This is a genomic window from Candidatus Viridilinea mediisalina (assembly GCF_002532535.1).
In the GTDB taxonomy this organism is placed as follows: Bacteria; Chloroflexota; Chloroflexia; order Chloroflexales; family Chloroflexaceae; genus Viridilinea; species Viridilinea mediisalina.
Genome location: NZ_NQWI01000001.1, coordinates 57125 through 78069 on the forward strand (window position 1 = coordinate 57125; position 20945 = coordinate 78069).

Sequence of the window (20945 nt, forward strand, 5' to 3'; positions counted from 1 at the left end):
GCTATTGCATCGTCAGTCTTCAGTTACGAATTTGTTGCTTCATCTTTTTTGGGCAGTACGATTGGCAGATTGAGCTTGTCGATCTCGTGATCCTCGTCTAGCGCTGCGTTCGACTCAGCAGGATGTTTGTAGTGAATAGTTTTCCTCGTTGTTCCTCTGGTTGCCTTATCAGTGGCTGTTACTTCGAGAGTGCCATTTTGATCGATGTTAAATGTCACCTCGATTTGAGGAATTCCGCGTGGTGCCGGTGAAACCCCTACTACCAGCAACTTGCCGAGGCTTACGTTCTCATGTGCATGGCCAGATTCGCCTTGAAGAATATGAATGATAACGCTCGTCTGAATATCGCGCATTGTAGAAAGAGTTTCACTCTTTTGTGTCGGAATGGTCGTGTTCCGCTCAATGATCGGTATCATAACGCCACCCTCCCCCTCGATGCCAAGAGTTTTAGGTGCAACATCAAGCAAGAGTACATTGTTCACACTGTGGCTGATGACACCAGCTTGGATCGCCACGCCAAGGGCCACTGCTTCATCTGGATCGATACCGCGCCGTGGTTCGACATCAAATAGATCTTGTACTGCTTGGCGGACGTGGGGAATCTTTGTCGAAAGACCAACTAACAGTAACTCAAATGAATCTACATAAGTCCTCCAACCATTACCTGCATCCTTCTGAGCAGCACGACAGTATTCAATGGTTTTCTTCACAAGATCAGCTGTCATCTCCGCGAATTGAGTTCTAGTCAACTCGAAATCAAGGTGGCAAACGGCACCAGCATTGCTATAAAGAAAAGGCACATAGATATTGACGGTCTCGATCCCTGAAAGGGCAATTTTGGCCTTTTCAGCAGCTTCTTTCAAGCGCACTCGCGCACTCAGATCACGCGAAAGATCGACCTGGTTTGTCTGTCGGATGTAATCAATCAAATAACTGACAATCCGCTCATCAAAGTCATCACCACCGAGTGTGGTATCACCATTGATTGCCACTACTTCAACAACTCCATCAGAAGCTATAAGTAGTGAGACATCAAAAGTGCCAGCGCCTAAATCATAGACGGCCAGAGCTTGATCCGTCGAGAGATCAACCCCGTCGTATGCCATCGCTGCCGCCGTCGGCTCAGCGACAATCCGTAGCACTTCAAGCCCCGCTTGATGGGCAGCCTCGACAAGAGCCTGGCGTTAAACTACACTAAAGTAGGCTGGCGCAGCAATAACTGTCTGGGTAACTGGTTGTTGAAGGTACGCTTCGGCTTGCGCTTTGAGGTAGTTGATAATAATGGCTGCGATCTCAACTGCGCCGTAGATTTTGCCATCAATCGAGAGCGACCAGGTGGTACCTAGCTGGCGTTTAATCGAGAAGACCGTGCGTTCGGGATTCACAGGGGCCTGCAACAGGGCTGGTGTGCCGACTACTATCTCGCCCCGATGTGTGAAAGCCACTACAGAGGGAGTAAACTTGCTTCCCTCTTGGTTGGGGATAATGATAGGATCGCCCGACTCGATCACCGCTACTGCAGACGATCCAGTCCCAAAGTCGATCCCGATTATGTTGGTACCACGCCAATCTCGGCGCTTGCGTCGGTTACTGTTATCTATCTCATCAGTGAATGCTTCAACCGAACGACCTTGTTGAAATTGGCGTAACGTCTTGCGAACCTCGTGCTGATGCACATCGCGAACCTTGATCAAGACCTCACTGAGCCACGCGGCATCCTCAGCTTGGGCATGCAATAAGACTGCTGCGGCGCACGTCACGTCGCGGTTATCATCACCAAGCAAGCGCACATACATGTCTTTTAGCTGGCTCAATCTCGCGGCTGTTACTTCATGCCATAGCTTGAGTTTCCCGAACGTCAGAGAACTGCGAAAGATCAACTCAAGCTCACGCTCTTCAAACTGGATATGCATCCAGTAGCGATAGATATCTGCCAACTTGTTTTGGTTGAGCGGAGTTCGGTAGCGCAGCCAAGCAATGGCCTCGTAACGCAGCATTTCCCGCACTTGCTTTATCTGCACCTCATCGTCAGTAAAAGTTTCCCATACTTGCTGCACAATGTGATCATGGATGATTTCGTACTTATAATCATCATCGGTTTGCAGACGCCGTATGAGACGCGAGTTTTCAAGTTCGACGAGCAACGGCTCGATCTGCTTGAGATTGATATCAAGCCCGCTTGCGAGTTCGGCTGCTGTTCGTAGGAGTTTGGTACGGCTTGTACTAACGAGCTCCTGCAAAAGTCGGTTAGCAAGAACACGGCGGGATGCTGTCAGACGCCCGATCACATCTTCAAAGTAGGCACGAAAGATAGCTTGTGCACGGCCAAGTTGGGCATAGTGCTCAACCGTGATGATCTGTTCGGCTGCGAAGTGCTCGTAAAGACGACTGCACACGATCTGCAGTTGCGCAGGCTCAATACTGCCCTCAGCACGCAAATCTTCGATCAGCAACTCGACCAGCTTATCCTCAAATTTGACATCACAAAAGCCAAGAGGGCCAACAATAGACTCAGTGGCGGCACTTTCGGTAAGACGACCAAGGCGAAAGAAGTGGTGATAAATCGCGGGCAGCTGACCCTGCCAACTCTCGAGTTCAGGAAAGAAGTCGTCGCGCAGAGCAAAAACGACGCGTAGACCAACATGGTCATTGGTGATAACGCGAGCAATCTGGATGACAAAATTCTGCTGCTGTTCAAAGGATAGCCGAAAGATCTCTTCAAGCTGGTCAACGAAGAGAACCAACTGCTGACCAACGACCTGCTGTGCACGTGCCACAATGCTGAGCAGACGACTAGCTGACTGATCCTCGCTATCAACGCCACAGCCAGTACAGGCACGCACCGCGTCATCGATCGCCCGCTCAAGGGCCACTATTGGATTATCAAGACAACGACTATAGATAGGTAGATACCCGAGTCGGGCGATCTCAGGCATCAGACCAGCTTTGATGAGTGAGGTTTTACCGAAGCCCGATCCACCGAATAGCACGGACTGGCGACTCGCCAGAATGCGCCGACTGAGCCGAAGCACCTCTTCACCTCGACCGAAAAATAGTCCCTCATCTGCCGTCTCGAAATAATCGAGATATTTATACGGTGTCGCCAAATTAGGGATGACAATGGCGCGGCGAGGAGCAATAGCTGGGAGAGTCTTCGGCAGAGCCGTTACAGCATTTTGCAGGAACGCCTCGGCTCCCTGGGCGATTACAACAATATTGTCTTTTGCCCAGTAGCGTCTAGTGAATTCATCGGACTGGGGGGTGACAGCGTAAGCGGTACGGTGGAGAGGGCGAATCCCAGCAATCGTCTCTTCATGGAACTCGCGCAGGTAGTCACGCTGTAGGTCGTAATTAAGAAAGATGAGGGTCTTACTCGCGTAAATAACTTTCAGTTGATTTGCGATTAAGGGATGGCGACGCTGGAAAGTACGATGATCGCGCTCAGTTAACACCAGAGTTTCTGGCTGCTCCACACAGCCACACACCTTGATAAGTGTTACCTGCTTACCATCACCAAAGCTAACGTCACTATCACGAATTACTTTTGCCAACGGTTTGTCTGCACGTCGGAAGGCTTCTTCAAGCCGGGTGTCAAAGCTTGTCGTGATGATAACCCCAAAGGGTAAGGCAGTAAGCAACTTGTGGTGTAGCGTAGGTTCTCGGCGCACACGGTCTACCCAGTCAATAGTTCGCTGGATGAGACTCTGGCGCCCAGACATAATTTCAAAATAATCAGCTACCCGCGATAGTTCCTGTTCGGGTCGGTCGTAATTACAATACCCAGCCAACTCTGCTGCTAATGCCTGCTCACTCGACGCTCCTGAGGTGTAGCTTTCAGCGATAAAGAGTGCCCCTTGCCCTTGAGCCAGACGTTCAAGTAGATCTCGCGTGACAGAGTTGTTCATGATCTTGGTATTTGATGTACAGAAGATGCATCAAGGAAGACACCAAAAACGATAGCGTTCAGTCCACCATCATCATTCCAATCCCAGCAATCCTGATGTTTCACAAACAGATGATCGCTCTTTCACATGATAGCACACCAGGTGAACATCGCTTATCGCACCTTGCTACGTTGATCGGCAATGATCACCGATGCCCTCCGGCCCGCAATCCCCCATGATACCTCCAGGCGCATCTGCGCCGCAGCGCCATCCTCGTGGCGCTGTGCATTGCCAGGAGGTTCACGATGCTCACCAACGGCGCCGGCCAGGGTTTGCTGGCCGAGGATTGGGATGTTCCGCCGGACGCTGCCACCACTGACTCTGCCTCGCCTGCCTTGCCTGCCCCACATGCCCCGCATGCCCCGCATGCCCCGCCCGCTGCGCCTGTTGCGCCGCATGATGCTGCGCCGACGTCGCCACCGCCGCACCTCGGCCTCATTTTGCCTGACCGGGTCGCCCTGATGCTCGCGACGGCGCTGCACGGTGATCGTGCGCCGAACGGGACGCCTGATGGGGAGGGCCAACCGCGTAGTAAGAATTTGACCGTGATTGTCGGGACGGTGCGCGTCGTCACTACGGGGCGCGGTGAAGGTCGGCGGATTTTCACGGAGCTGGGTGCCGCTGAGTATCGCTACGAACTGAGTATCAATGAGGTCGTTGGCGATGGGCAGAGTGCCGCTCGTGCCAGTTACCGCCTGCCGATTACGATGAGCGATGCGGTGCGTTCCCGCGCCGAGCACCTGCTTGTGGATGGGCAGCGGATCGCCATCCTTGGCCCGCTGGGCATGGAGGAGTACTACGACCAGCGTTTCCAGCGCGATGCCTACGATGCGGGACGCCGTACCTGGGATATTCGCATTGATGTGATCGGGGTGCAGGAGATCGGCGACGACGTGCCCGATATGGCCTGGGTCCAGCTTGAGGGCGAGGTCGTCGATCGTCCGCGGATCTACACCCGTCAGTATGGCGACCGCCGCACCCTGGTCGAGCACTATGCCGGGGTGACGCTGCGCTACCGCGAGGTGCTGGCGGCCAGCTTTGGGCGAGCCGTGCGCCCGGTCGTGAAGTCCATCCCGGTTGAGGTGTTGATCAGCGCGGAGGAGGCGATCATTCCGGCCAGTGATGCCTTGCTGCGCCCTGGCAACAAGGTGCGTATCGAGGGCCGTCTCAGCCCGGCGACGTTTCGCTTGCCCCGCGCTGCGCTGGAGGATGCGACGGTGCAGACGGCGCTGGAGCGCACGCGGAGCCAGTTTGAGACCCGCAATGCCGATCTGGCCCAACGGGCAGAGGCGGCACGTCAGCAGCGGCTGGCCGCTCAGGAACGCGCCCAGCGCGAGGGGCGTCAGGGCCAGATGACGAGCGCTCGCCAGCAGCCGTTGACCGCCGAGGCGCTTGAGCGCCAGATTGCCCGCGCCCAGCAGCGCCTGCTCACCGGTCGCCGGGTGCGCGTGGAAGTCGGCTATGTCGGTGTCCGGCACACTAGGTGCAATACCTTTCAAATAAGGCACCTACTTTGACGCAAAGGCGCAAAGGCGCAAAGCTTTTGGCGTAGGGAAGCCAACCTTTCGCGGCTTTGCGGCTTGGCGCGAGCTTATTTGCAAGGCATTGGTTTTAGGTATCTAAGCCAAGGCGGCGCCGTGCTTCTTCCGCCGGGATGCGTGCCTGCTCCTGCGACCGTACCTCAAGCAGTTCCATCAGCATACTATTCTGGCGTGTGCGCGCAATTTCATCGGCAAAATCGTCATGCTCATCATCGTCTTCCGCTACTGAGCGAAGCAAAAAGACTTTCCCATTGGGCAGTCGCAGCAAGACGCCATCGTCGGTTGCAAGATCGAGCAGTTCTTCCACTGCATCAACAACCCGCATCAGGTCTACGGTTTTCATAGGATATACTCCTTGCCACGAATATAGAGCCGATTATGCTCTTTCCAGCCCACCGCTTTGACCAGCACCACGCGGTCGCTGACTTCCACATCATAGAAGATCCGATACTTCCCAACGCGGACTTCCCAGCGGGCCAGCGCATTGAATTCCAGCGGCTTACGATTCCGCACCTCGCGGAGCGGCTCGTGGGTGAGCTGCGTTTCAATCGCAGTGACGATCAATCCTCGTTCGTATTTGGTAAAGTAGGCGATATCTTCGATCGCACTATCCGTGTACTCGATACGGTATGCCACAGATCGTACCTTCGCATGTATGGTCGCCAAAAAAGTATACCATGGTGCCAAGCACACTGGGGCGAGTCCAGACTCAGAGGCTGTCTGAAAAGTTTACGGTGATCGTGCGTCGAGTGGGACACCGGATGCGGAGGGTCAGGCGTGTGGGCCGGACGCAGCTCGTGGCGGGGCATCCCGTTCAAGCGACGACCCAGATTACGGTGGAGGTCGTTGGTGCCGCACGGGTCGCCAGTGTCGCGCAGCAGTTCGGCGCGGGCAGCCGGGTGCTGGTCGAGGGACACCTGGAGCTGCGCGAAGCCACGCGCAGCGAGCGCCTCCCGTTGGCCGATGGTTCGGGCGAGGTGCTGGTGCGGGTCGCACGGCGTGACCTGGTGTTGGTGCTGGCGACGATCTTCAACGCCGATCCACCCCTGCCAGCCGCTGAGGCACAGCGCCAGCCAGCCCAGGTCTGGTGGGACGCAGCATCGTGAGGCGGTGCGGTGGGTAGGGCGGCGAGTCTGCGTCGCACATCGCCCTGGGCATTCCCCAATGATCGTTGAGCATGTTGCATACGGGAGGCTCCGATCCTGCACGGTGATGCCCAGCAGCGCAATCCACCATCCACAATCCAAAACCCCAAAGGGTCTTACTCGATGCCTTCGTAGGGGCCGAGGAAGGTCGGGCGCGGCCGGGTGAGATGGACATCAACCAGGGCTTTCACGGTCGCGAGGGCTTCGCGCAGCGTGTAGCGAACCAGCAGGGGCGGTGCGTAGCGACCCCAATCCGGCACACCGAAGCCCACGGCATCCACCCCTAAGGCGCGGCAGGTATAGACCGCCCGGGGCACATGGTAGCGCTGGCTGATCAGCACGGCCTGCTCCACGCCAAAGATGGGCTGGAGGCGGTAGCACGATTCGTAGGTAGAGAACCCGGCGTAGTCGCGGGTAATCGCACTCGCGGGCACCCCAAGCCGCTCGGCATACCGGGCCATCACCGTCACTTCATCATAATCGGCACGGCTGTTGTCGCCAGTCATGAGCAGCTTTTCGACCCGCCCGAGGTGGTAGAGTTCGGCCGCGCCCTCGATGCGCTCGGCCAGGATGCGGGTGGGCTGATCGCCACGAATGCCCGCACCAAAAACAACCGCAACCCGCGTTGCGGGCGTCTCGGTCGGATTGGTGAGCCGGAAGCGGGCGGTCGCAACGTGGCTGTAGCTCAGCGCCAGCAGGGGCACGAGCAGGCTCAGCCCGAGGCCCAGGGCGATGAGGCGGCGGAGGTTTTTGATCGTGATGGGCATCGCTAGCGTCAGACGATCAATGTACAGCAGAGGTTGCAGCCGCGATCAATGGTCTGCCCGCATCGTGTGAGCCTCTGGTGACCGTGGAGATGCGCGACTGCCTACGTATGCGGTGTCAGCGATCGTCACATCGTCCAGTCTTCGACGCGCAGTCCTGGCACTTGCTGAAAGTCTGCGCTGTTTCGGGATAGTACGGTTGCATCGTGGGCCAGGGCAATACTGGCGATACGCAAATCCATTGTCCCAATGCGGATACGCTGCTGCTGGAGGCGCTGGAAGATCATGGCCGCAGTCTGATCAAATGCGACGAGGAGAATCGCACAAAAGACCTGGAGGTGACGCTGTAAATAGGCATAGGCCGTAACGTGCTCATCGCGTGAGCGCGCTTTGGACAGAAAACCAAGCCAACCCCGCGTCTGTTCCTCATAGCTGACAACCGTTGCCGCCACCTCATCAGGTGAAACCGCTTGGAGACGTCGTCGCAGGCGCTGTGATTCTGCGCCGCCGCGTTCCAACACACTGAGATGGTCCGTATCAAGCAGATACATCCCCGTCCTCGTCTATGAGGGGTCGCTGGGCCGCTCGATACTGACGGCCCAGATCGACCGCCTCATCAAATGCGGGGGTGTCGGCAAACACCCCGCTGATCTGCTCCCACCAGGGAGCCTCAACAGGCTTCGGGAGCTGCCGCTTGAGTACCAGCAGTTCCTGCTCAAGGATCGCAACCCGCTCTTCAAGGGTCATGGTGGACATAGCGTCGCTTCCTCCTCGTGGCCTTGCTCTGCTCATTATACCGTTCCGACAAGCGTGATGCCAACATGGGAAAGCTGACAGCTGAAAGTTGAAAGCTGAAACTACAAAGGGCACCACTGTCTGCACTGCTGTTTTCATATTTCATATTTCATATTTCCACTGGGCGCTCAGCCGTACGGCCCGCCAGCGCTCACGCGCCTGGCAGTCACGTCCGGTGGAGTGGTATACTACCAGTGCGTCTTTTTGGTCGCGAATCACCTTCATCGTGCAACGTACCAGGAATCAGCAATGCCACGGATCGCTGAGTTTGATGGGGTTATTATCCTCATGTACTATGATGACCACCAACCACCCCATTTTCATGTGCGCTACGGCAGCGATCAAGCACTCATTCATATTGATCCCACAACCCTTGCGGCTGGAAAGCTCCCACGGCGCGTCGAGCAGCGCGTTATTGCATGGGCAACCCGCCGGATGGCTGAGTTACAGGCCAATTGGGAACGCGCTCAGCACCATCAGCCGCTAGCATGGATTGAGGCATAGGAGTACCATCATGCAACTTATGGATATTGTGGCGGTCGAGTTGATCGAAGACTTTCGGGTTCGTCTGACTTTTTCTGATCACACGATGCGTGAAGTGGATCTATGGCCTTATATTCGGCGTGGCCCGATCTTTGCGCGTGTGCGTGATGATACCTCCTTCTTCCGCCAGATCGAGATCCGCGATGGTACGATTGCCTGGCCCAATGGAGCCGATATTGATCCGAATGTGCTCTACTACCCCGACCTGCAACCGGCAGGATGGGAACATGACCGGGCACCAGCATCCTGACGCGTATCGTTTGAACCCACAACCCCTGAAACCTCTGACGGCAATCCTGCGGCACCGTCAGAGGCTTTTTCATGTCAGATGACCATGCGCTTCGCGCACAACGCCGTGATGAAAACGCCGTTAGGCTATCGGTTATCGGCTATCGGCTATCGGCTATTTTCACGTTAGCATTACCCCCACAGCGCACCTTGGCACATGTTATACTCCAGATAAAGGATCCATCTCATCATCCTACCCGCAACGCTATGACCAAAAAAGAAGAACGCTACACGATCATCGGGCTAATCATCGCCGTCTTAAGCCTCCTCATTGCGATCCCCCCGATCCAGCGCTTCATAGAAGAGCGAACCTCCGCAGCCCCCACCCCAACGGCGCTAGCTACCCCCACCATGCCACCGACAAGTGCTCCAGTGGTCGTCAGTCCACTCCCACCCTGGGTTCCCGAGTTGGTCAAAGTCCCCGCTGGCCCCTTCCTGATGGGCAGCACGGATGCTGATATTAGGGCTCGTGATAACGAAAAGCCCCAGCACGAACTCACCCTCCCTGACTACTGGATCGGGCACACCGAGGTGACGAACGCCCAGTTTCGGCCTTTTGTCGAGGGCGATGGCTACACCAATATCGCCTACTGGACGGAGGCGGGCTGGGCATGGCGGGTCGCTGAGAAGATTAGCCAGCCAATGTTTTGGGAAGATTCACTCTTCAACGGCGATGACCAGCCCGTGGTCGGGGTAAGCTGGTACGAGGCAGTGGCCTATGTGCGCTGGCTGAGCGCCCAGATCGGCCACACCTTTCGCCTGCCGACGGAGGCCGAGTGGGAGAAGGCGGCGCGTGGCCCCGACGGGCGCATCTATCCCTGGGGTGACACATGGGATACCAGCCGCCTCCACAGCGGTGGAACCGTTGGCCGCACAACCACAACTCCAGTCGGGCAATACCCCTCTGGCGCTAGCCCCTATCGCGCCCTTGATCTGGCGGGCAATGTCTGGGAGTGGTGCGCAACTAAATGGAGGGAAAGGTATCCCTATCGGCTTGTGGATGAGTGGACTGAGGAGTACCTTGCGGGCGAGAGCAGCCGAGTAATGTGCGGTACATCGCACCGCGGCAGTTCCGAACTGCACTCACGCAGTGCAAGTCGCATTGATAGAGAACTGGATCCGCGCCATGGACATGACCTACGTAGCTACGTCGGCTTACGCATCGCCAGTGATGCGCCCGTGCCCGGTGCTGGTCAGTGACCAACCAAAGGGCGGCTTTGATAAGCAACGGCCTGTTCCCCCACCCCACGCAAGCTCCAACGCAGCTTCAACTCATTGTCCACGCGTTCAGCGTGAGGGCGGGCGCACGCTGGATGATCGCCAGCGCGTTGGCCTGTCCCAGTTTGCATACCGTGTAGGCCAAAGTTCTTAACCAAGCGACGCGAGTTGCCGCCATCGCCGCCCATGACCCGACGATCCCTGGGCAACTCGGCCTTGCCGAGAGCCTGGAGGAGCGTTGGCTCGTGGCCTACGCCGCCCAACGCGGGAGAAATAGCCGATAATCGATAGCCGATAGCCGATAGGTGCGCGATAACCGTTGTATGTCATACCATCTACCCTTGAAGATGCCGCATTGCCCGTGACGGCTGACCGCCGACCGCAGCCATAGAAGTGCTTCTGGCGGTCAGCGGTCGGCAGTCGGTTCATGCGATAGATCCAAAGAGCATTGGTATAACCGTTTCGGCTATCGGCTATCGGCTATCGGCTATCGGCTATGAAGAGCCCGCCCTTCACGCTGGAGGCCGATGGCACGACGCTCACGCGCACCTTGCCGCCCTGGCCGCTGCGCGTGCGCACCGACCTCCATCGGCTCGACCTGAAAGACGCTGCCCACTGGCCGGTATCGCTCTGCGTCCTGCCCGATACCCTGAGCCGCGATGGCAACGAGGCCCTGCTGCACCTGAGTGCGGTCAATGGCCTGAGTAAGAACCGGGCGCTCTGGGCTGCGGTGCTCGACGGATCTCGCTGGATTCCCCATGTGCTAGAATGAAGGAAGATGCGCTGGAACACGCTCCCCAACCAAGAGCGAAATCTAAAGGAAGCACACGACAATGACTACGGTCAGTGAAATCAAAACCGCGATCACGCAACTCACCTTAGAAGAACTGCGTGAACTTCGCACATGGTACGAGCAGTTTGAGGCCGACCAATGGGATGCCGAGCTTGAAGCCGATGTTGCCGCAGGACGGCTTGACTCGCTTGCTGACGAGGCGATCCGGGACTTTCAGGCTGGGACTGCAACGGAGCTATGAGACATTTTGCTAGTCCGGCTTTTTGGCAACACTATGATCGGTTGCCTTCCACGGTGCAAGCCCAGGCCGATAAGAGTTACGAACTGCTCAAAGCAAATCCGCAACATCCTTCGCTCCACTTCAAACAACTGGGGCGTTTCTGGAGTGTGCGCGTTGGGTTGCGCTATCGCGCCCTTGCGGTTGCTGTGCCCGAAGGGCTGATTTGGTTCTGGATTGGCTCGCATGCTGAGTATGATCGGCTGGTGAAGGGCTAGGATCTGCGCATAATCCAGCGTGCTCGCCCCCCAGGATGTCTGGCTGACCAATCGGGCGACGCTCAACCACCTGGCCCGCTGCTACGACCGCGTGACCATGGTGGCCCTCCCTGAGGAGCAGCGCCACTACCGCGAGGTGCTGGTGATCGGCGTGGTGCGTGCGCGTGACCGTACCGGACAGGAGCTTCAGGCTCGCGCTCGGCAGATCGCCGAGAAGCTCGCGGGCGACCTGCCGGTGCTGACCGAGCAGGCTGAGCCACGCTACCGCATTCCGGCCCCCCCCAAGACCCAACGCCCGCTGATCTGGCGTGACGCCAACGCCGCCACCCCCGAACAGGCCCAGGCCGATGTGCTGGCCGGCGGCGGAGCCTGGAACGCCCGCGCCTATCGCGGACGGCTCCAGACGGCCCGCCAGGATCGCCGCCGCATCCGCCCGGTCTTCCCGATCGGCAAGGTCGCCAGGGAAAACTGAAAACTGAAAGCTGAAAAGGTTGTCCTGCTTGATTTTCAGCTTTCAGTTTTCTGATTTCAGCTTTCCCTGCCAGCTGCTGCCGACCAATGGCCCGGGCCGCGCCTTTACCACTCTGGTCGTTGCTCCGAACCACCTGATTGGCGACCTCGCCCAGGTGCGCGCCCACGAGGAGACCCTGAACGGCATGGGCCAACCGCCCTTGCCGCAGTGGATCGCCGAGTGGCGCGACCTGCTGCCGGATTGGTACAGCACCATCCTTGAGACCCCCGCCCAAGTCAGTGCCTTCTACGCTGGGGCTAGGGCCAATCCCGCGACGCCCCGGGTCGGCTTCATCGCCTTCTCGAAGTTCAGCCTGAGCTGCGGTTGGGAGGTGGCGGTCACGACCCATCACCCGGCCCCGCCGGTGCTGACAGCCAATCCTGACGACGCCGAACGCCCTGAAGCGACGGCGCTGTCCTGGCGTGCGGAGTTCTACGAGCGTTTGCGTGCCGAAGAGCACCGTGAGTGGGAGGCGTTACAAACGCAGAACGCAGAACGTAGAACGTAGAGCGGCTTGCCTCACTTGCGCAGCAATCTGCAATCCAAAATGGTATTACGCCAGCAGCAGATCAATGGCACTGGTTCCTACGACCAGACCGTCAATATGCTGAAAATGCCCGTCAAAGCTGAAGAGCACACTGCCAGTTTGCAGCGCCGATGCAGCAATCCACATATCGTTCGTCGGAATGGGCTTGCCTTTTTGCTTCAGAATACGGTAGACGCGGGCATAGTACTGGGCCGTGTGATCATCAATCGGTCGCATACTGACGCGTGGCGAGGCCAGGAACTGTTGCAGCTCAGCGCGATTTTGCGCCTCGCGTGAACCCATCGCAAACCCAGCCAACAACTCTCCGATCACGATACTACTCAGCGTGAGGGCTGGCGCACGCTGGATGATCTCCAACGCCTCGGCCTGTCCAAGCTTGAACGCCGTGTAGGCATTGGTATCCACCATGACGGTGATCACTGCCATAGGGTCGGATCCAGTTGACTCATGTCGTCGAGTGCCTGCTGAAACACCGCAGCGTCAGCGGCACTCCACGTTCCTGCCAGTGCATCAAGGTCGTGGTAGCGTTGGGTGGGAGCTTGGCGTCGGGCGACCTCCATCCCCTGCACTAAGAGCCACCGCACAATGGCTTCGACTGATTGGCCAGTACGCTGCGCCTCACGCTCGATCCACTCCGTCACTGCCTGATCGAGGTGGGTAACGGTTACCGATTGATCCATCATCTGGCTCCTTGAGAGGCGTTCGTTGCACAACCGCTAGCCAAAAGGCCATCAGGTTACCTTCATTCTAGCACAACGCCTTGCAGGTTCTCCGGCGACAGGGAGGAACGGAGAACGGCTTGCATCGCGATGGCACAGCCAACGATGCCGCGACTCGTTCTACGCTCGGCGTTCTACGTTCTCTGACTGCCGCCGTACCAGGAGGGCGTCGTCTTCTTCGATCTGCCCGCAGAACTCGCCGAGCAGTACGCTCGCCTAGTCAACGAGGGCAAGGCGATCATCCAAGAACCGGGCGGCAAAGACGCGCTCAGCAACTACCTGCAGTCCACCCTGACCTACGCCATCGCTCCGTGGAAGCCGGTGACCGTGCAGAGCAACCAGACCGGCGAGTCCTACCGTCCACCCGCCTTCCCGCTCGACACCATCCTGCCACACCATCGCTGGCTCGCCCAGCGGGCAGCCGAGCAGGCCCGCACCGGGCGGGGCATGCTCGTCTTCGCCGAGCATACCAACAAGCTCGATGTGCTCGCCGACCTCCAGACCAAGATCCAGCAACTGGCGCTGCGCGACCACGGCACCCCGGTGAAGGTCGCCATCCTGCGCAGCACGACGGTCAAGCCGGGCGCCCGTGGGGCCTGGTTCGCCGAACGCGAGCAGGACGGCACGAACGTGGTGCTCTGTCACCCTGGTCTGGTCGAGACGGGCATGAACCTGATCGCCTGGCCCGAGATCGTCTTCGCCGAGCCGACCTACAGCCTCTACCGCGCGATGCAGGCGCGCAAGCGGGCGCTGCGTCCGACCCAGACGCGGGCATGCAACGTGACCTGGCTCGGCTACGAGGAGACCATGATCGCCCAGGCGCTCGACATCATCGGCAGCAAGGCCACGGCCGCCACGCTGCTCAACGGCGACGACCTCAGTTCCGGCTTGATGCAGATGGACCCTGGCATGTCCCTGCTGCAAGAGTTGGCCAAGCGCGTGCTCAACGACGAGGTTGCTGCCACCGCACGGGAGGCGATTGCCGCCCGGTTGGAAGCGGCGGGCACGGCACTCAAGGCCTCGCTCGAAGTCGGTGCCCACGACCTCGTCGGCGTCAGTGTCGGTGCGATGGTGCAGCCTGACCGGCAGCGGCAGCCGAGCACGCTGGTCAGCCCGCCTCGCGCCCTGCCCATCCCGCCCACCTTGAGTCCACCGCAACCGACCCTGGTGGATGACCGCACGCAGCCCTTCTTGCCCGATCTCGGAACCAGCCCAACCCAACCGACCCCATCCCACGGCGAACGGATCACCTGGAACGAAGTCCTCATTCGCCGGAAGCGCGGGCAACGCCCCGTCACCGCCGAGGAGCCGCAGACCGTCCAGTTCGCCTTCCTCTAGCCTGCCCCTCACCCAACCGAACCGACGCCCATGCACGCCCAGCCCAGTCACCCTGGCTGGGCGTGCGCCTAGCTTACCGACCCGCAATGAAAGGACACCGCCATGAAGCTCGTGGTTCAGCAAGAAAATCTCAAGAAGGCCCTGGCCCAGGTCAGTCGCGCCGTGCCAAGCAAGCCGGTCATGCCCGTGCTCAGCAACGTATGCCTCGCGACCGACCAGGGCCGACTGCGCCTCAGCGCGACCAATCTCAACCTCGCGATCACCAGTTGGACGGGTGCCTTTGATAGCCGATAGCCGATAGCCGATAGCCGATAGCTGATAGGAGGACGCCACACTGCCAACGCCTGCACTATCGGCTATCTGTCGTACATCAAGACATCGTGCGAACAGCTTAACGTCCTGATGCGCCAAAAGGGATTGATTACCCTACGACGTATGGAGAAGCGATAGCTATCGGCTATCGGCTATCGGTTATCGGTTATGGGTAGGCCATTCACCAGGTGGCCTGTGCCGCCGCCGACAGCGATGCGCGCCCGGTGCTGGCTGGCGTCTACGTGCGCCTGCACGAGAGCACCGCGACGCTCGCTGCCGCTGATGGCTTCCGCCTCGCCCTGAAGCAGATCGCGCTGCCGGTTCCCGTCGCGACGAAGCAAGAGGTGATCATCCCGGCACCGGCCCTCCGCGAGCTCGGTGGACTACTCGGAGAGACCACCGAGACCATCAGCATGAGCGTGAGTGCCGCCGCGCTCGGGAGCGCCAGCGCGACCCAGGCCATCTTCACGACGACCAACATCACCCTGAGCACACGCCTGATCGAAGGGCAGTTTCCCAACGTCGAGCGCATCCTGCCGCAGGGCTGCACGACCCGCGCCATCCTGGATGTGCGCGAGCTCAACCGAGCGGTGAAACTGGCGGGCCTGATTGCCAGCGTCAGCCAGAACGTCGTCAAGCTCAGCCTGAGCGCCGACGAAGCAACGCAAACCGGCACGGTGATGCTCAGCGCGAACGCGGCCGGCATCGGCACGAACACCGGTGCCGTCGAGGGCCAGATCGCGGGCGAAGGGGGCCAGATCGCCCTCAACGTCAAGTACCTCGGCGAAGCGCTGGCCGTGATCGGCACGCCCCAGGTCGCGCTCGAAATGGTCACCGCCCAGGCCCCGGGCGTCCTGCGCCCGGTCGGCCAGAACCCTGGCCTGAGCGGCGTCGAAGGCGGCTACGTCCACGTGATTATGCCGATGGCACTGCGCTAACCTGAACATAGCCGATAGCCGAACGTCCGATAGCCGATACCGAGCACGTTCTGGCCCATGTTCATCGTGGCGTTGTGCGCTCCGCGCATGGAGCCTAACGCGAATTTCCACTGAATACACCGCATCACCCAGGGAGCGCTACCGCACGGTGATGCCCAGAAGCAAATCCACAAGCCAGCATCGGCATGCCACACCGCGAGCACGCCGCCGACCAGATAACCCGAAGGCCACCCTGATGCCTGCCCCGGCGATCAGGGTGGCCTTCTGATCAAGGAGACGCAGATGCAGTACGAACAGACCACGCTCATCCCGCCGACGCCGATCGCCACGCTGGAGCCACCGGCCAGTTCTGGGGCACCTGCGCGCCGCCGACGCGGCACGACTGCCTCCCCGGCAACCAGCACCCGCGCCCTGCGCGAAGCGCTCGATCCCTTCGTAGACTTCCCCAAACTGCGCCAACTCGCCGCCTGCGGCCAGGATCTGCAGGATGCGCTGACGATTGGCGAAGTGCCTGAAGACGTACAGGCCCTGATCATCTTCGTCGCCGAGCTGCTGCGCCCGGTGAGCCGCGAACAGATCAAGAGCCCCGCAGACGCCGCCGGCTTCTTGATGGCGCGCATGGGCCTGCTCGACCAGGAAGAACTCTGGATCCTGTGCCTCAACACCAAGAACCACGTCCTCAAAGTCCACCGGGTCTACCAGGGCAGCCTGAACACCTCCGCCGTCCGCATCGGCGAAGTCTTCCGCGAGGCGATCAAGCTCAACGCCGCCGCGATCATCGTCTGCCACAACCATCCCAGCGGCACGGTCGATCCCTCCCCCGAGGACATCCTCGTCACCCGGCAAATCGTGGAGGCAGGCAAGCTCCTCGACACGGACGTGCTTGACCATATCATTCTGGGCAAGGGCAAATGGCTTTCGATGCGCGAGAGGCAATTAGGCTTCTAAACGCCGAATCTCCGCATTCCGGAGTTACGTGAGACGACCATTACCCCATCATCAATGCAAACGCCGCAGGAGCCTGAGGGCTGCTGCGGCGTTTTTGTGTTTTCAGGGTGCCAAGATCGTTACACTGGTATGTTATCATCCTCGAAGAACATCGTGATCATTCTCTATGTTGCTACAATGACTACCTTCGTGACACTCGACAATCTGCGTGTGGGCATTCGTGAATGGAAGGCCCGTCCGCATTGGGCGCAAGATTTTCATAGCAGCCTCTATGCGAATCTGGAGCAATCTCGGCGTGCCGATCCTACGCTTGAACAGTGGTGGGAATCCGCAGTTATTGCGCTTGGCCAATGGAAGGCATTGCGTTCTCCAGTACGCGAGAAGAATACCCGCAAGGCCATTTACCAACGGGGATTGCGCAAGCTGCCCGATATTCGCGCGCAGTATGATGCCATTTGCACAGCACACGCAGGGTCTGCGCCAGATCTTGAGCAGACGTGCTGGGATGAGCTTCGCCCGCTGATGCGCTTAGCCAAAAAGGTCAAGATCGCACAGAGCTGGATGTTTGCCAGCAAGTTCTGCCATTTTCTGCTCCCCAACTGCGTGATAGTCACTGACAGTCAGATCGCTCCGCTTCACGGCGCTTCGTACAAGAACTATTGGCGTGCTTGCCAACAGGCATGGAAAACGTGTGATGCACATGAACCGTTGATCGCAGAGCTCCGTTCAGCGATCAGGGGTACGCCTCCAAGTACCTATCCGTGGGCAACTAAAATCACCGAGTTGTGCTACGCTGGCGCGCGTGGGTGATCGCTGCGGTAATGTCAACGAGAGCGTCGCGTCTTAGCGCGGCGAAGGAGACCCTATGGCTGCACGGAGCAACGCACTTGGCGAACTCACCCGCTTCTGGCTTCAGGCGCGCCACGGCTGTCTGATCGACGAGTCCGTCGCGGTGCGGGTACCCTATGGCAACTCCGATATCGACCTGGTCGCGATGCGGCCTGATGGCATGCCCTGGCAGCTTCCTGACGGCACCTCGCTGACACGGGCGATCATCGAGACGAAAGATGAGCACGACTTCGATGCTGGCGGCCGGGATTTCGCCAAGCGCCTGCGCGCCGATGTGACCGCTCTTGGCGATGGGCTTTGGATCCCGAAAGGAGAAAAAGCTCACTTCTCGATGCTCCGCCAGGAGCATTTCGACAAGGCCGTACAGATCTTCGGGGGCGAAGAGTTTGATCGGCTGTTCGTGGTTCACGCCCTGGAGCAAACAACCCGTAGCGAGCTTGGCCCGATCCTCGCGCCACGACGGATCTACTGGCTCACCGTCCACGAGCTCGTCGATGATCTGCTCACCTGGTATGGTCCCGGTAAGGGTCAGGCTGCTTTGCGGCATACCCTGGTTGGCGACATGTGGCACCTGCTGGTGGGTTATTGCGGGATGCGACGATCAAGGGATGTTGGTTGAGAGACAGAGGTTCCTGACAGCACATCTCGCACCCAGAGCAGGGATGGTCAGCCCAGCGCTGACACGCCACTGTGAACTATTCTACTCCCCAAATGGGCCATGATCTATCACTCCCACCCCGGCAGCCGCAGCTGCTCGCTGGGCCGGTTGGTGCGCTCAGGCGCAAGGATGTGCTCGACCTCGGCGCCGAGGCGCTCAGCCAGGAACGCCGCAGCGACGCTGCGATGACAGCGCTGCGGATCGGCGCAGCCGCAGAGCAGCACAACTGGGCCGCACTCCAGCAGCGCGGCGATCGGCGGTAGCGCGCGCTCCGGGTCGTTCAGCGCGACCGGGCCGCCGGTGAAGGCGTTGCGGTTGCCCAGGGTCGGCAGGTGGCGGTACGCCGCGCCCATCAGCGCGGCCAGCGCCTCCTTGCGCCACTGCGGCGACTTCGAGGTCGGCGCGATGCGCACATCAACGAGCGCGGCGCCCAGCGCCAGCACATGATCGCGCAGCGCGGCCGACGCCCAGCCGGCGTAGCCGATGGTGTAGATCGTCCAGATCATAGTCGTCCCTCTTGGTAGCCGCTCGCCCGCCATCGCTGGAATTCCTCCGACGTAAGCCGTGCCAGGCTGCCGCCGCGAAAGACCGGCTCGGCGGTCACCTCACGGGAGGCAAAACTCGGTAGCACCACGCCCGCTACCTCTGCATCGCTAGCACCTTCAACCTCCGCCAGCACCAGCCCCTCGAGCGCTCCAGCGAAGACATCGACCGAGAAACGCACGCCGTTATCCACCCACGGGTAGCGACGCTTGCGCAGCGTCGCGCCGGGCAGCCCGCTGAGCAGAGCGTAGTCTTCCGCGCTCAGGTAGATGTTGGTGATCAGCACCGCGTAGGCCGGCAGCTCGGGCAGATGGCGCTTCTGGGTGAGCTTATAGGCGATGGGGCTGCCGTCCGGGCGCTGCATCAGGCGCAGGCGGAGCTGCGCGCTCGGCAGGTAGGTATCGATGATGTCGACGCAGGGCGACGCCGGCATCGGCGTGAACGGCAGCCGCGCGACAAGGAAGCGGCGCTCGCGCTCGACCTGGGCGTACTTCTGCGGATTGGACAGCTCAAGCATCCGCGCGCATCCTTATTGACCCTCACCAGCGCCAGGTGATGTAGCCGTCGGCCTCGAAGCCGGAGACGCTGACCGGCAGCATCGCGCCGTCGGGCGTGCGGATCGCCCAGCCGTGCAGCGCGGCCGCCACCTGTGCCTCGTCGAGCCCGCGCCGGCGCAGCTCCTCCTCGTAGCGCGCATCGGACTCGTCATCCGGCAGATCATCAGGGATGGTCTCCACCCAGGCACGAAAGGCATAGATCGCCGCATACCGCTGGATCGTGAGCGTATCAGCGCGGAGCCACGCCTCGGCCCAGGGTGTTGCGTAGCCGTAGTCAACCAGCGTGCCCAGCCGAACATCGTGATGAAACAGATCCATTGGCTCACTCACACCTGTAGCTTCACCCGTTCATTGGCAATCTTCGCCCGCTCAACGTAGCGACGCGGCATGGCCAGCGAAGCCCAGCCACCGGCCTCCTGGAGCGCGAGCAGGTCGGTGCCGCCGGAGATCGCCGCTGAGGCCCAGTAATGCCTCAGGTCATGTGGCGAGAGTTGCTTGAGCCCAATGCCTGCGCCGAGCATCTGCACGCGGGCCTGGATCGAGCGGACGCCGAGCGTCCCACGCAACCCGCCACCTCGGCGACTCCCGAGCAGCAAGGCATCGCCTGCGGCGGCACCGGTGCGATCATGCTGGAAGTAGGCCAGGGCAGCGCGTAGCGTAGCCGCTGAGAGCAGATGGGTCTGGGTTAGATCAACCTTCTCGCGGTAGAAGGTCAGTGTGCCTGCCGCGAGATCCACCGCCCCGACGGTAAGCGCAGCGAGTTCGCCGATGCGCAGGCCGTGGTCGAGCAGCAGGCAGATCAGCAGCGCATCACGGCGACCCTGCGGCGTGTCGCTGGGTTGCTCCTTGAGCGCCCGCGCATGCGCCAGAGAGATAGTCACCGCCTGGGCCTTCTTCGCGCTGCGCCGAGTCGTGGCCCGCTCGGCGTCGAGGTTGCGGCCTTGCTTGCGCCCGTAGCCCTTCACGGCGGCAATCATCGTCGCTTGCTCAGCGGCGAGCGCACCGGACTGCGCGGCGAGGCGCGTGTAGGATTTGATTGTCGCCAGGGTGCGATTGAGCGTCGCCAGCGCAAAGCCCTCGCGCAGCATCCAGCGCTTGAAGCCCTCGACAAGGCCCCAGGTGAACCCGGCCCAGGCCACTGGCTCGACGGCCAATGCCCCAACGCTCACGCCGACATCGGCCAGGTAGAGCGCACAGCGCGCGAGATCCTGATCGTGGGCACTCCGCGTGTGGGCCGCAAGCTGCTGGCGGTACTCCGCGAAGAGCGCCGATGATGCAGCGCGGTCGGCCGCTGCGGCAGCCTGGCTAAGCGCGGCACCGGTTGGCTCACGCGGCACCAGCGCCGTGATCTGCGCCTGGTCAACGGTGTCCAATGCGTCAGCCATGACCACTCCTCCCACGCCATCAGGACTAGAACAAGTGTAACAAGTATGCACGATGATGGGGAAGGTGGATAGACTCGTATAACAGGGGGTTATGCGAGTCTAACTTCTCAACTA

28 protein-coding genes and 1 pseudogene are annotated in these 20945 nt (G+C 60.0%); 16 read left to right on the top strand and 13 right to left on the bottom strand.

Features of this window, described 5'->3' with window-relative positions:
* Nucleotides 1-23: 23 nt before the first annotated feature.
* Nucleotides 24-3905 (bottom strand): annotated as a pseudogene (locus CJ255_RS00320) (Hsp70 family protein).
* Nucleotides 3906-4189: 284 nt separating this feature from the next.
* Here CJ255_RS00320 and CJ255_RS00325 point away from each other — a divergent pair.
* Nucleotides 4190-5461 carry a hypothetical protein gene (locus tag CJ255_RS00325; RefSeq protein WP_097642092.1) on the top strand — a complete coding sequence of 424 codons (1272 nt, stop codon included), beginning with the start codon at nt 4190-4192 and terminating at the stop codon, nt 5459-5461.
* Nucleotides 5462-5555: 94 nt separating this feature from the next.
* Here CJ255_RS00325 and CJ255_RS00330 read toward each other — a convergent pair whose 3' ends face one another.
* The gene (locus CJ255_RS00330) at nt 5556-5828 is read right to left on the bottom strand and encodes a hypothetical protein (RefSeq protein ID WP_097642093.1); all 273 of its coding nucleotides are present in this window, start codon (nt 5826-5828) and stop codon (nt 5556-5558) included.
* Nucleotides 5825-6121, bottom strand: a complete 297-nt coding sequence (locus CJ255_RS00335) for a type II toxin-antitoxin system RelE family toxin (protein ID WP_097642094.1) — start codon at nt 6119-6121, stop codon at nt 5825-5827. The genes CJ255_RS00330 and CJ255_RS00335 overlap by 4 nt, the downstream gene beginning before the upstream one ends.
* Nucleotides 6122-6264: 143 nt before the next feature.
* Between CJ255_RS00335 and CJ255_RS00340 the strand changes: the two genes are divergently transcribed.
* Nucleotides 6265-6591, top strand: coding sequence for a hypothetical protein (locus CJ255_RS00340; RefSeq protein WP_097642095.1), 327 nt, complete (start codon nt 6265-6267; stop codon nt 6589-6591).
* A 155-nt stretch (nt 6592-6746) separates the two neighbouring features.
* Here the strand turns inward: CJ255_RS00340 and CJ255_RS00345 are convergent, their stop codons facing one another.
* The 3 genes from CJ255_RS00345 to CJ255_RS00355 all read right to left on the bottom strand — a co-directional run bounded on the left by CJ255_RS00345 (nt 6747) and on the right by CJ255_RS00355 (nt 8150).
* Nucleotides 6747-7397 carry a SanA/YdcF family protein gene (locus tag CJ255_RS00345; protein WP_097642096.1) on the bottom strand — a complete coding sequence of 217 codons (651 nt, stop codon included), beginning with the start codon at nt 7395-7397 and terminating at the stop codon, nt 6747-6749.
* 125 nt (nt 7398-7522) lie between these two features.
* A complete protein-coding gene (locus CJ255_RS00350; protein WP_097642097.1) occupies nt 7523-7945 on the bottom strand; it encodes a type II toxin-antitoxin system VapC family toxin in 423 nt (140 codons plus the stop codon).
* Complete coding sequence (locus CJ255_RS00355; protein ID WP_097642098.1) at nt 7932-8150, bottom strand: hypothetical protein; 219 nt, start codon at nt 8148-8150, stop codon at nt 7932-7934. Before CJ255_RS00355 ends, CJ255_RS00350 begins: the two co-directional genes overlap by 14 nt.
* 288 nt (nt 8151-8438) lie before the next feature.
* Between CJ255_RS00355 and CJ255_RS00360 the strand changes: the two genes are divergently transcribed.
* The 8 genes from CJ255_RS00360 (at nt 8439) to CJ255_RS00400 (ending at nt 12545) form a co-directional block, all read left to right on the top strand.
* On the top strand, nt 8439-8693 hold the full coding sequence (locus CJ255_RS00360) for a DUF4160 domain-containing protein (RefSeq protein WP_097642099.1): 255 nt from the start codon (nt 8439-8441) through the stop codon (nt 8691-8693).
* Between the two features lie 10 nt (nt 8694-8703).
* Nucleotides 8704-8982 carry a DUF2442 domain-containing protein gene (locus CJ255_RS00365; protein WP_097642100.1) on the top strand — a complete coding sequence of 93 codons (279 nt, stop codon included), beginning with the start codon at nt 8704-8706 and terminating at the stop codon, nt 8980-8982.
* 245 nt (nt 8983-9227) lie between these two features.
* The gene (locus tag CJ255_RS00370; RefSeq protein WP_165774509.1) at nt 9228-10220 is read left to right on the top strand and encodes a formylglycine-generating enzyme family protein; all 993 of its coding nucleotides are present in this window, start codon (nt 9228-9230) and stop codon (nt 10218-10220) included.
* A gap of 514 nt (nt 10221-10734) precedes the next feature.
* Nucleotides 10735-11010, top strand: a complete 276-nt coding sequence (locus CJ255_RS00380; RefSeq protein WP_097642103.1) for a hypothetical protein — start codon at nt 10735-10737, stop codon at nt 11008-11010.
* Between the two features lie 61 nt (nt 11011-11071).
* The gene (locus tag CJ255_RS00385; protein ID WP_097642104.1) at nt 11072-11272 is read left to right on the top strand and encodes a hypothetical protein; all 201 of its coding nucleotides are present in this window, start codon (nt 11072-11074) and stop codon (nt 11270-11272) included.
* Entirely contained in the window at nt 11269-11526 is a 258-nt protein-coding gene (locus CJ255_RS00390) for a type II toxin-antitoxin system RelE family toxin (protein WP_097642105.1), read from the top strand. The genes CJ255_RS00385 and CJ255_RS00390 overlap by 4 nt, the downstream gene beginning before the upstream one ends.
* A 19-nt stretch (nt 11527-11545) precedes the next feature.
* Nucleotides 11546-11998, top strand: a complete 453-nt coding sequence (locus CJ255_RS00395; protein WP_097642106.1) for a hypothetical protein — start codon at nt 11546-11548, stop codon at nt 11996-11998.
* Between the two features lie 19 nt (nt 11999-12017).
* Nucleotides 12018-12545, top strand: a complete 528-nt coding sequence (locus CJ255_RS00400; protein ID WP_124681765.1) for a hypothetical protein — start codon at nt 12018-12020, stop codon at nt 12543-12545.
* A gap of 45 nt (nt 12546-12590) precedes the next feature.
* On the opposite strand, the gene CJ255_RS00405 is transcribed toward CJ255_RS00400, so the two are convergent.
* From CJ255_RS00405 to CJ255_RS22340, 3 genes are all read right to left on the bottom strand, one after another.
* On the bottom strand, nt 12591-13010 hold the full coding sequence (locus CJ255_RS00405; protein WP_097642108.1) for a type II toxin-antitoxin system VapC family toxin: 420 nt from the start codon (nt 13008-13010) through the stop codon (nt 12591-12593).
* The gene (locus CJ255_RS00410; protein ID WP_124681766.1) at nt 13001-13267 is read right to left on the bottom strand and encodes a hypothetical protein; all 267 of its coding nucleotides are present in this window, start codon (nt 13265-13267) and stop codon (nt 13001-13003) included. The genes CJ255_RS00405 and CJ255_RS00410 overlap by 10 nt, the downstream gene beginning before the upstream one ends.
* A gap of 252 nt (nt 13268-13519) precedes the next feature.
* Nucleotides 13520-13771 carry a hypothetical protein gene (locus tag CJ255_RS22340; RefSeq protein WP_124681767.1) on the bottom strand — a complete coding sequence of 84 codons (252 nt, stop codon included), beginning with the start codon at nt 13769-13771 and terminating at the stop codon, nt 13520-13522.
* On the opposite strand from CJ255_RS22340, the gene CJ255_RS00415 reads away from it, so the two are divergent.
* The 6 genes from CJ255_RS00415 to CJ255_RS00440 all read left to right on the top strand — a co-directional run bounded on the left by CJ255_RS00415 (nt 13751) and on the right by CJ255_RS00440 (nt 18307).
* Entirely contained in the window at nt 13751-14641 is an 891-nt protein-coding gene (locus CJ255_RS00415) for a hypothetical protein (RefSeq protein WP_124681768.1), read from the top strand. The two genes, CJ255_RS22340 and CJ255_RS00415, sit on opposite strands and share 21 nt — an antisense overlap.
* Nucleotides 14642-14752: 111 nt before the next feature.
* Nucleotides 14753-14935, top strand: coding sequence for a hypothetical protein (locus tag CJ255_RS00420; RefSeq protein WP_245863081.1), 183 nt, complete (start codon nt 14753-14755; stop codon nt 14933-14935).
* Between the two features lie 206 nt (nt 14936-15141).
* On the top strand, nt 15142-15891 hold the full coding sequence (dnaN, locus tag CJ255_RS00425) for a DNA polymerase III subunit beta (RefSeq protein WP_165774510.1): 750 nt from the start codon (nt 15142-15144) through the stop codon (nt 15889-15891).
* A gap of 282 nt (nt 15892-16173) precedes the next feature.
* Nucleotides 16174-16839 (top strand): JAB domain-containing protein, encoded by a 666-nt coding sequence (locus CJ255_RS00430; protein ID WP_097642113.1) that lies wholly within the window; start codon nt 16174-16176, stop codon nt 16837-16839.
* Between the two features lie 153 nt (nt 16840-16992).
* Nucleotides 16993-17649 carry a hypothetical protein gene (locus CJ255_RS00435; protein WP_097642114.1) on the top strand — a complete coding sequence of 219 codons (657 nt, stop codon included), beginning with the start codon at nt 16993-16995 and terminating at the stop codon, nt 17647-17649.
* Between the two features lie 55 nt (nt 17650-17704).
* Complete coding sequence (locus CJ255_RS00440) at nt 17705-18307, top strand: hypothetical protein (protein ID WP_097642115.1); 603 nt, start codon at nt 17705-17707, stop codon at nt 18305-18307.
* Between the two features lie 107 nt (nt 18308-18414).
* Here the strand turns inward: CJ255_RS00440 and CJ255_RS00445 are convergent, their stop codons facing one another.
* The 4 genes from CJ255_RS00445 to CJ255_RS00460 are packed head-to-tail and all read right to left on the bottom strand — an operon-like array spanning nt 18415 to nt 20831.
* Nucleotides 18415-18852: a DUF488 domain-containing protein gene (locus CJ255_RS00445; RefSeq protein ID WP_165774511.1), complete on the bottom strand. Its 438-nt coding sequence runs from the start codon at nt 18850-18852 to the stop codon at nt 18415-18417.
* Nucleotides 18849-19406, bottom strand: a complete 558-nt coding sequence (locus CJ255_RS00450; protein ID WP_097642117.1) for a CYTH domain-containing protein — start codon at nt 19404-19406, stop codon at nt 18849-18851. The genes CJ255_RS00445 and CJ255_RS00450 overlap by 4 nt, the downstream gene beginning before the upstream one ends.
* Before the next feature lie 22 nt (nt 19407-19428).
* Nucleotides 19429-19764, bottom strand: a complete 336-nt coding sequence (locus CJ255_RS00455; protein ID WP_097642118.1) for a hypothetical protein — start codon at nt 19762-19764, stop codon at nt 19429-19431.
* Nucleotides 19765-19772: 8 nt separating this feature from the next.
* Nucleotides 19773-20831, bottom strand: coding sequence for a tyrosine-type recombinase/integrase (locus CJ255_RS00460; RefSeq protein ID WP_097642119.1), 1059 nt, complete (start codon nt 20829-20831; stop codon nt 19773-19775).
* Between the last annotated feature and the right edge of the window lie 114 nt (nt 20832-20945).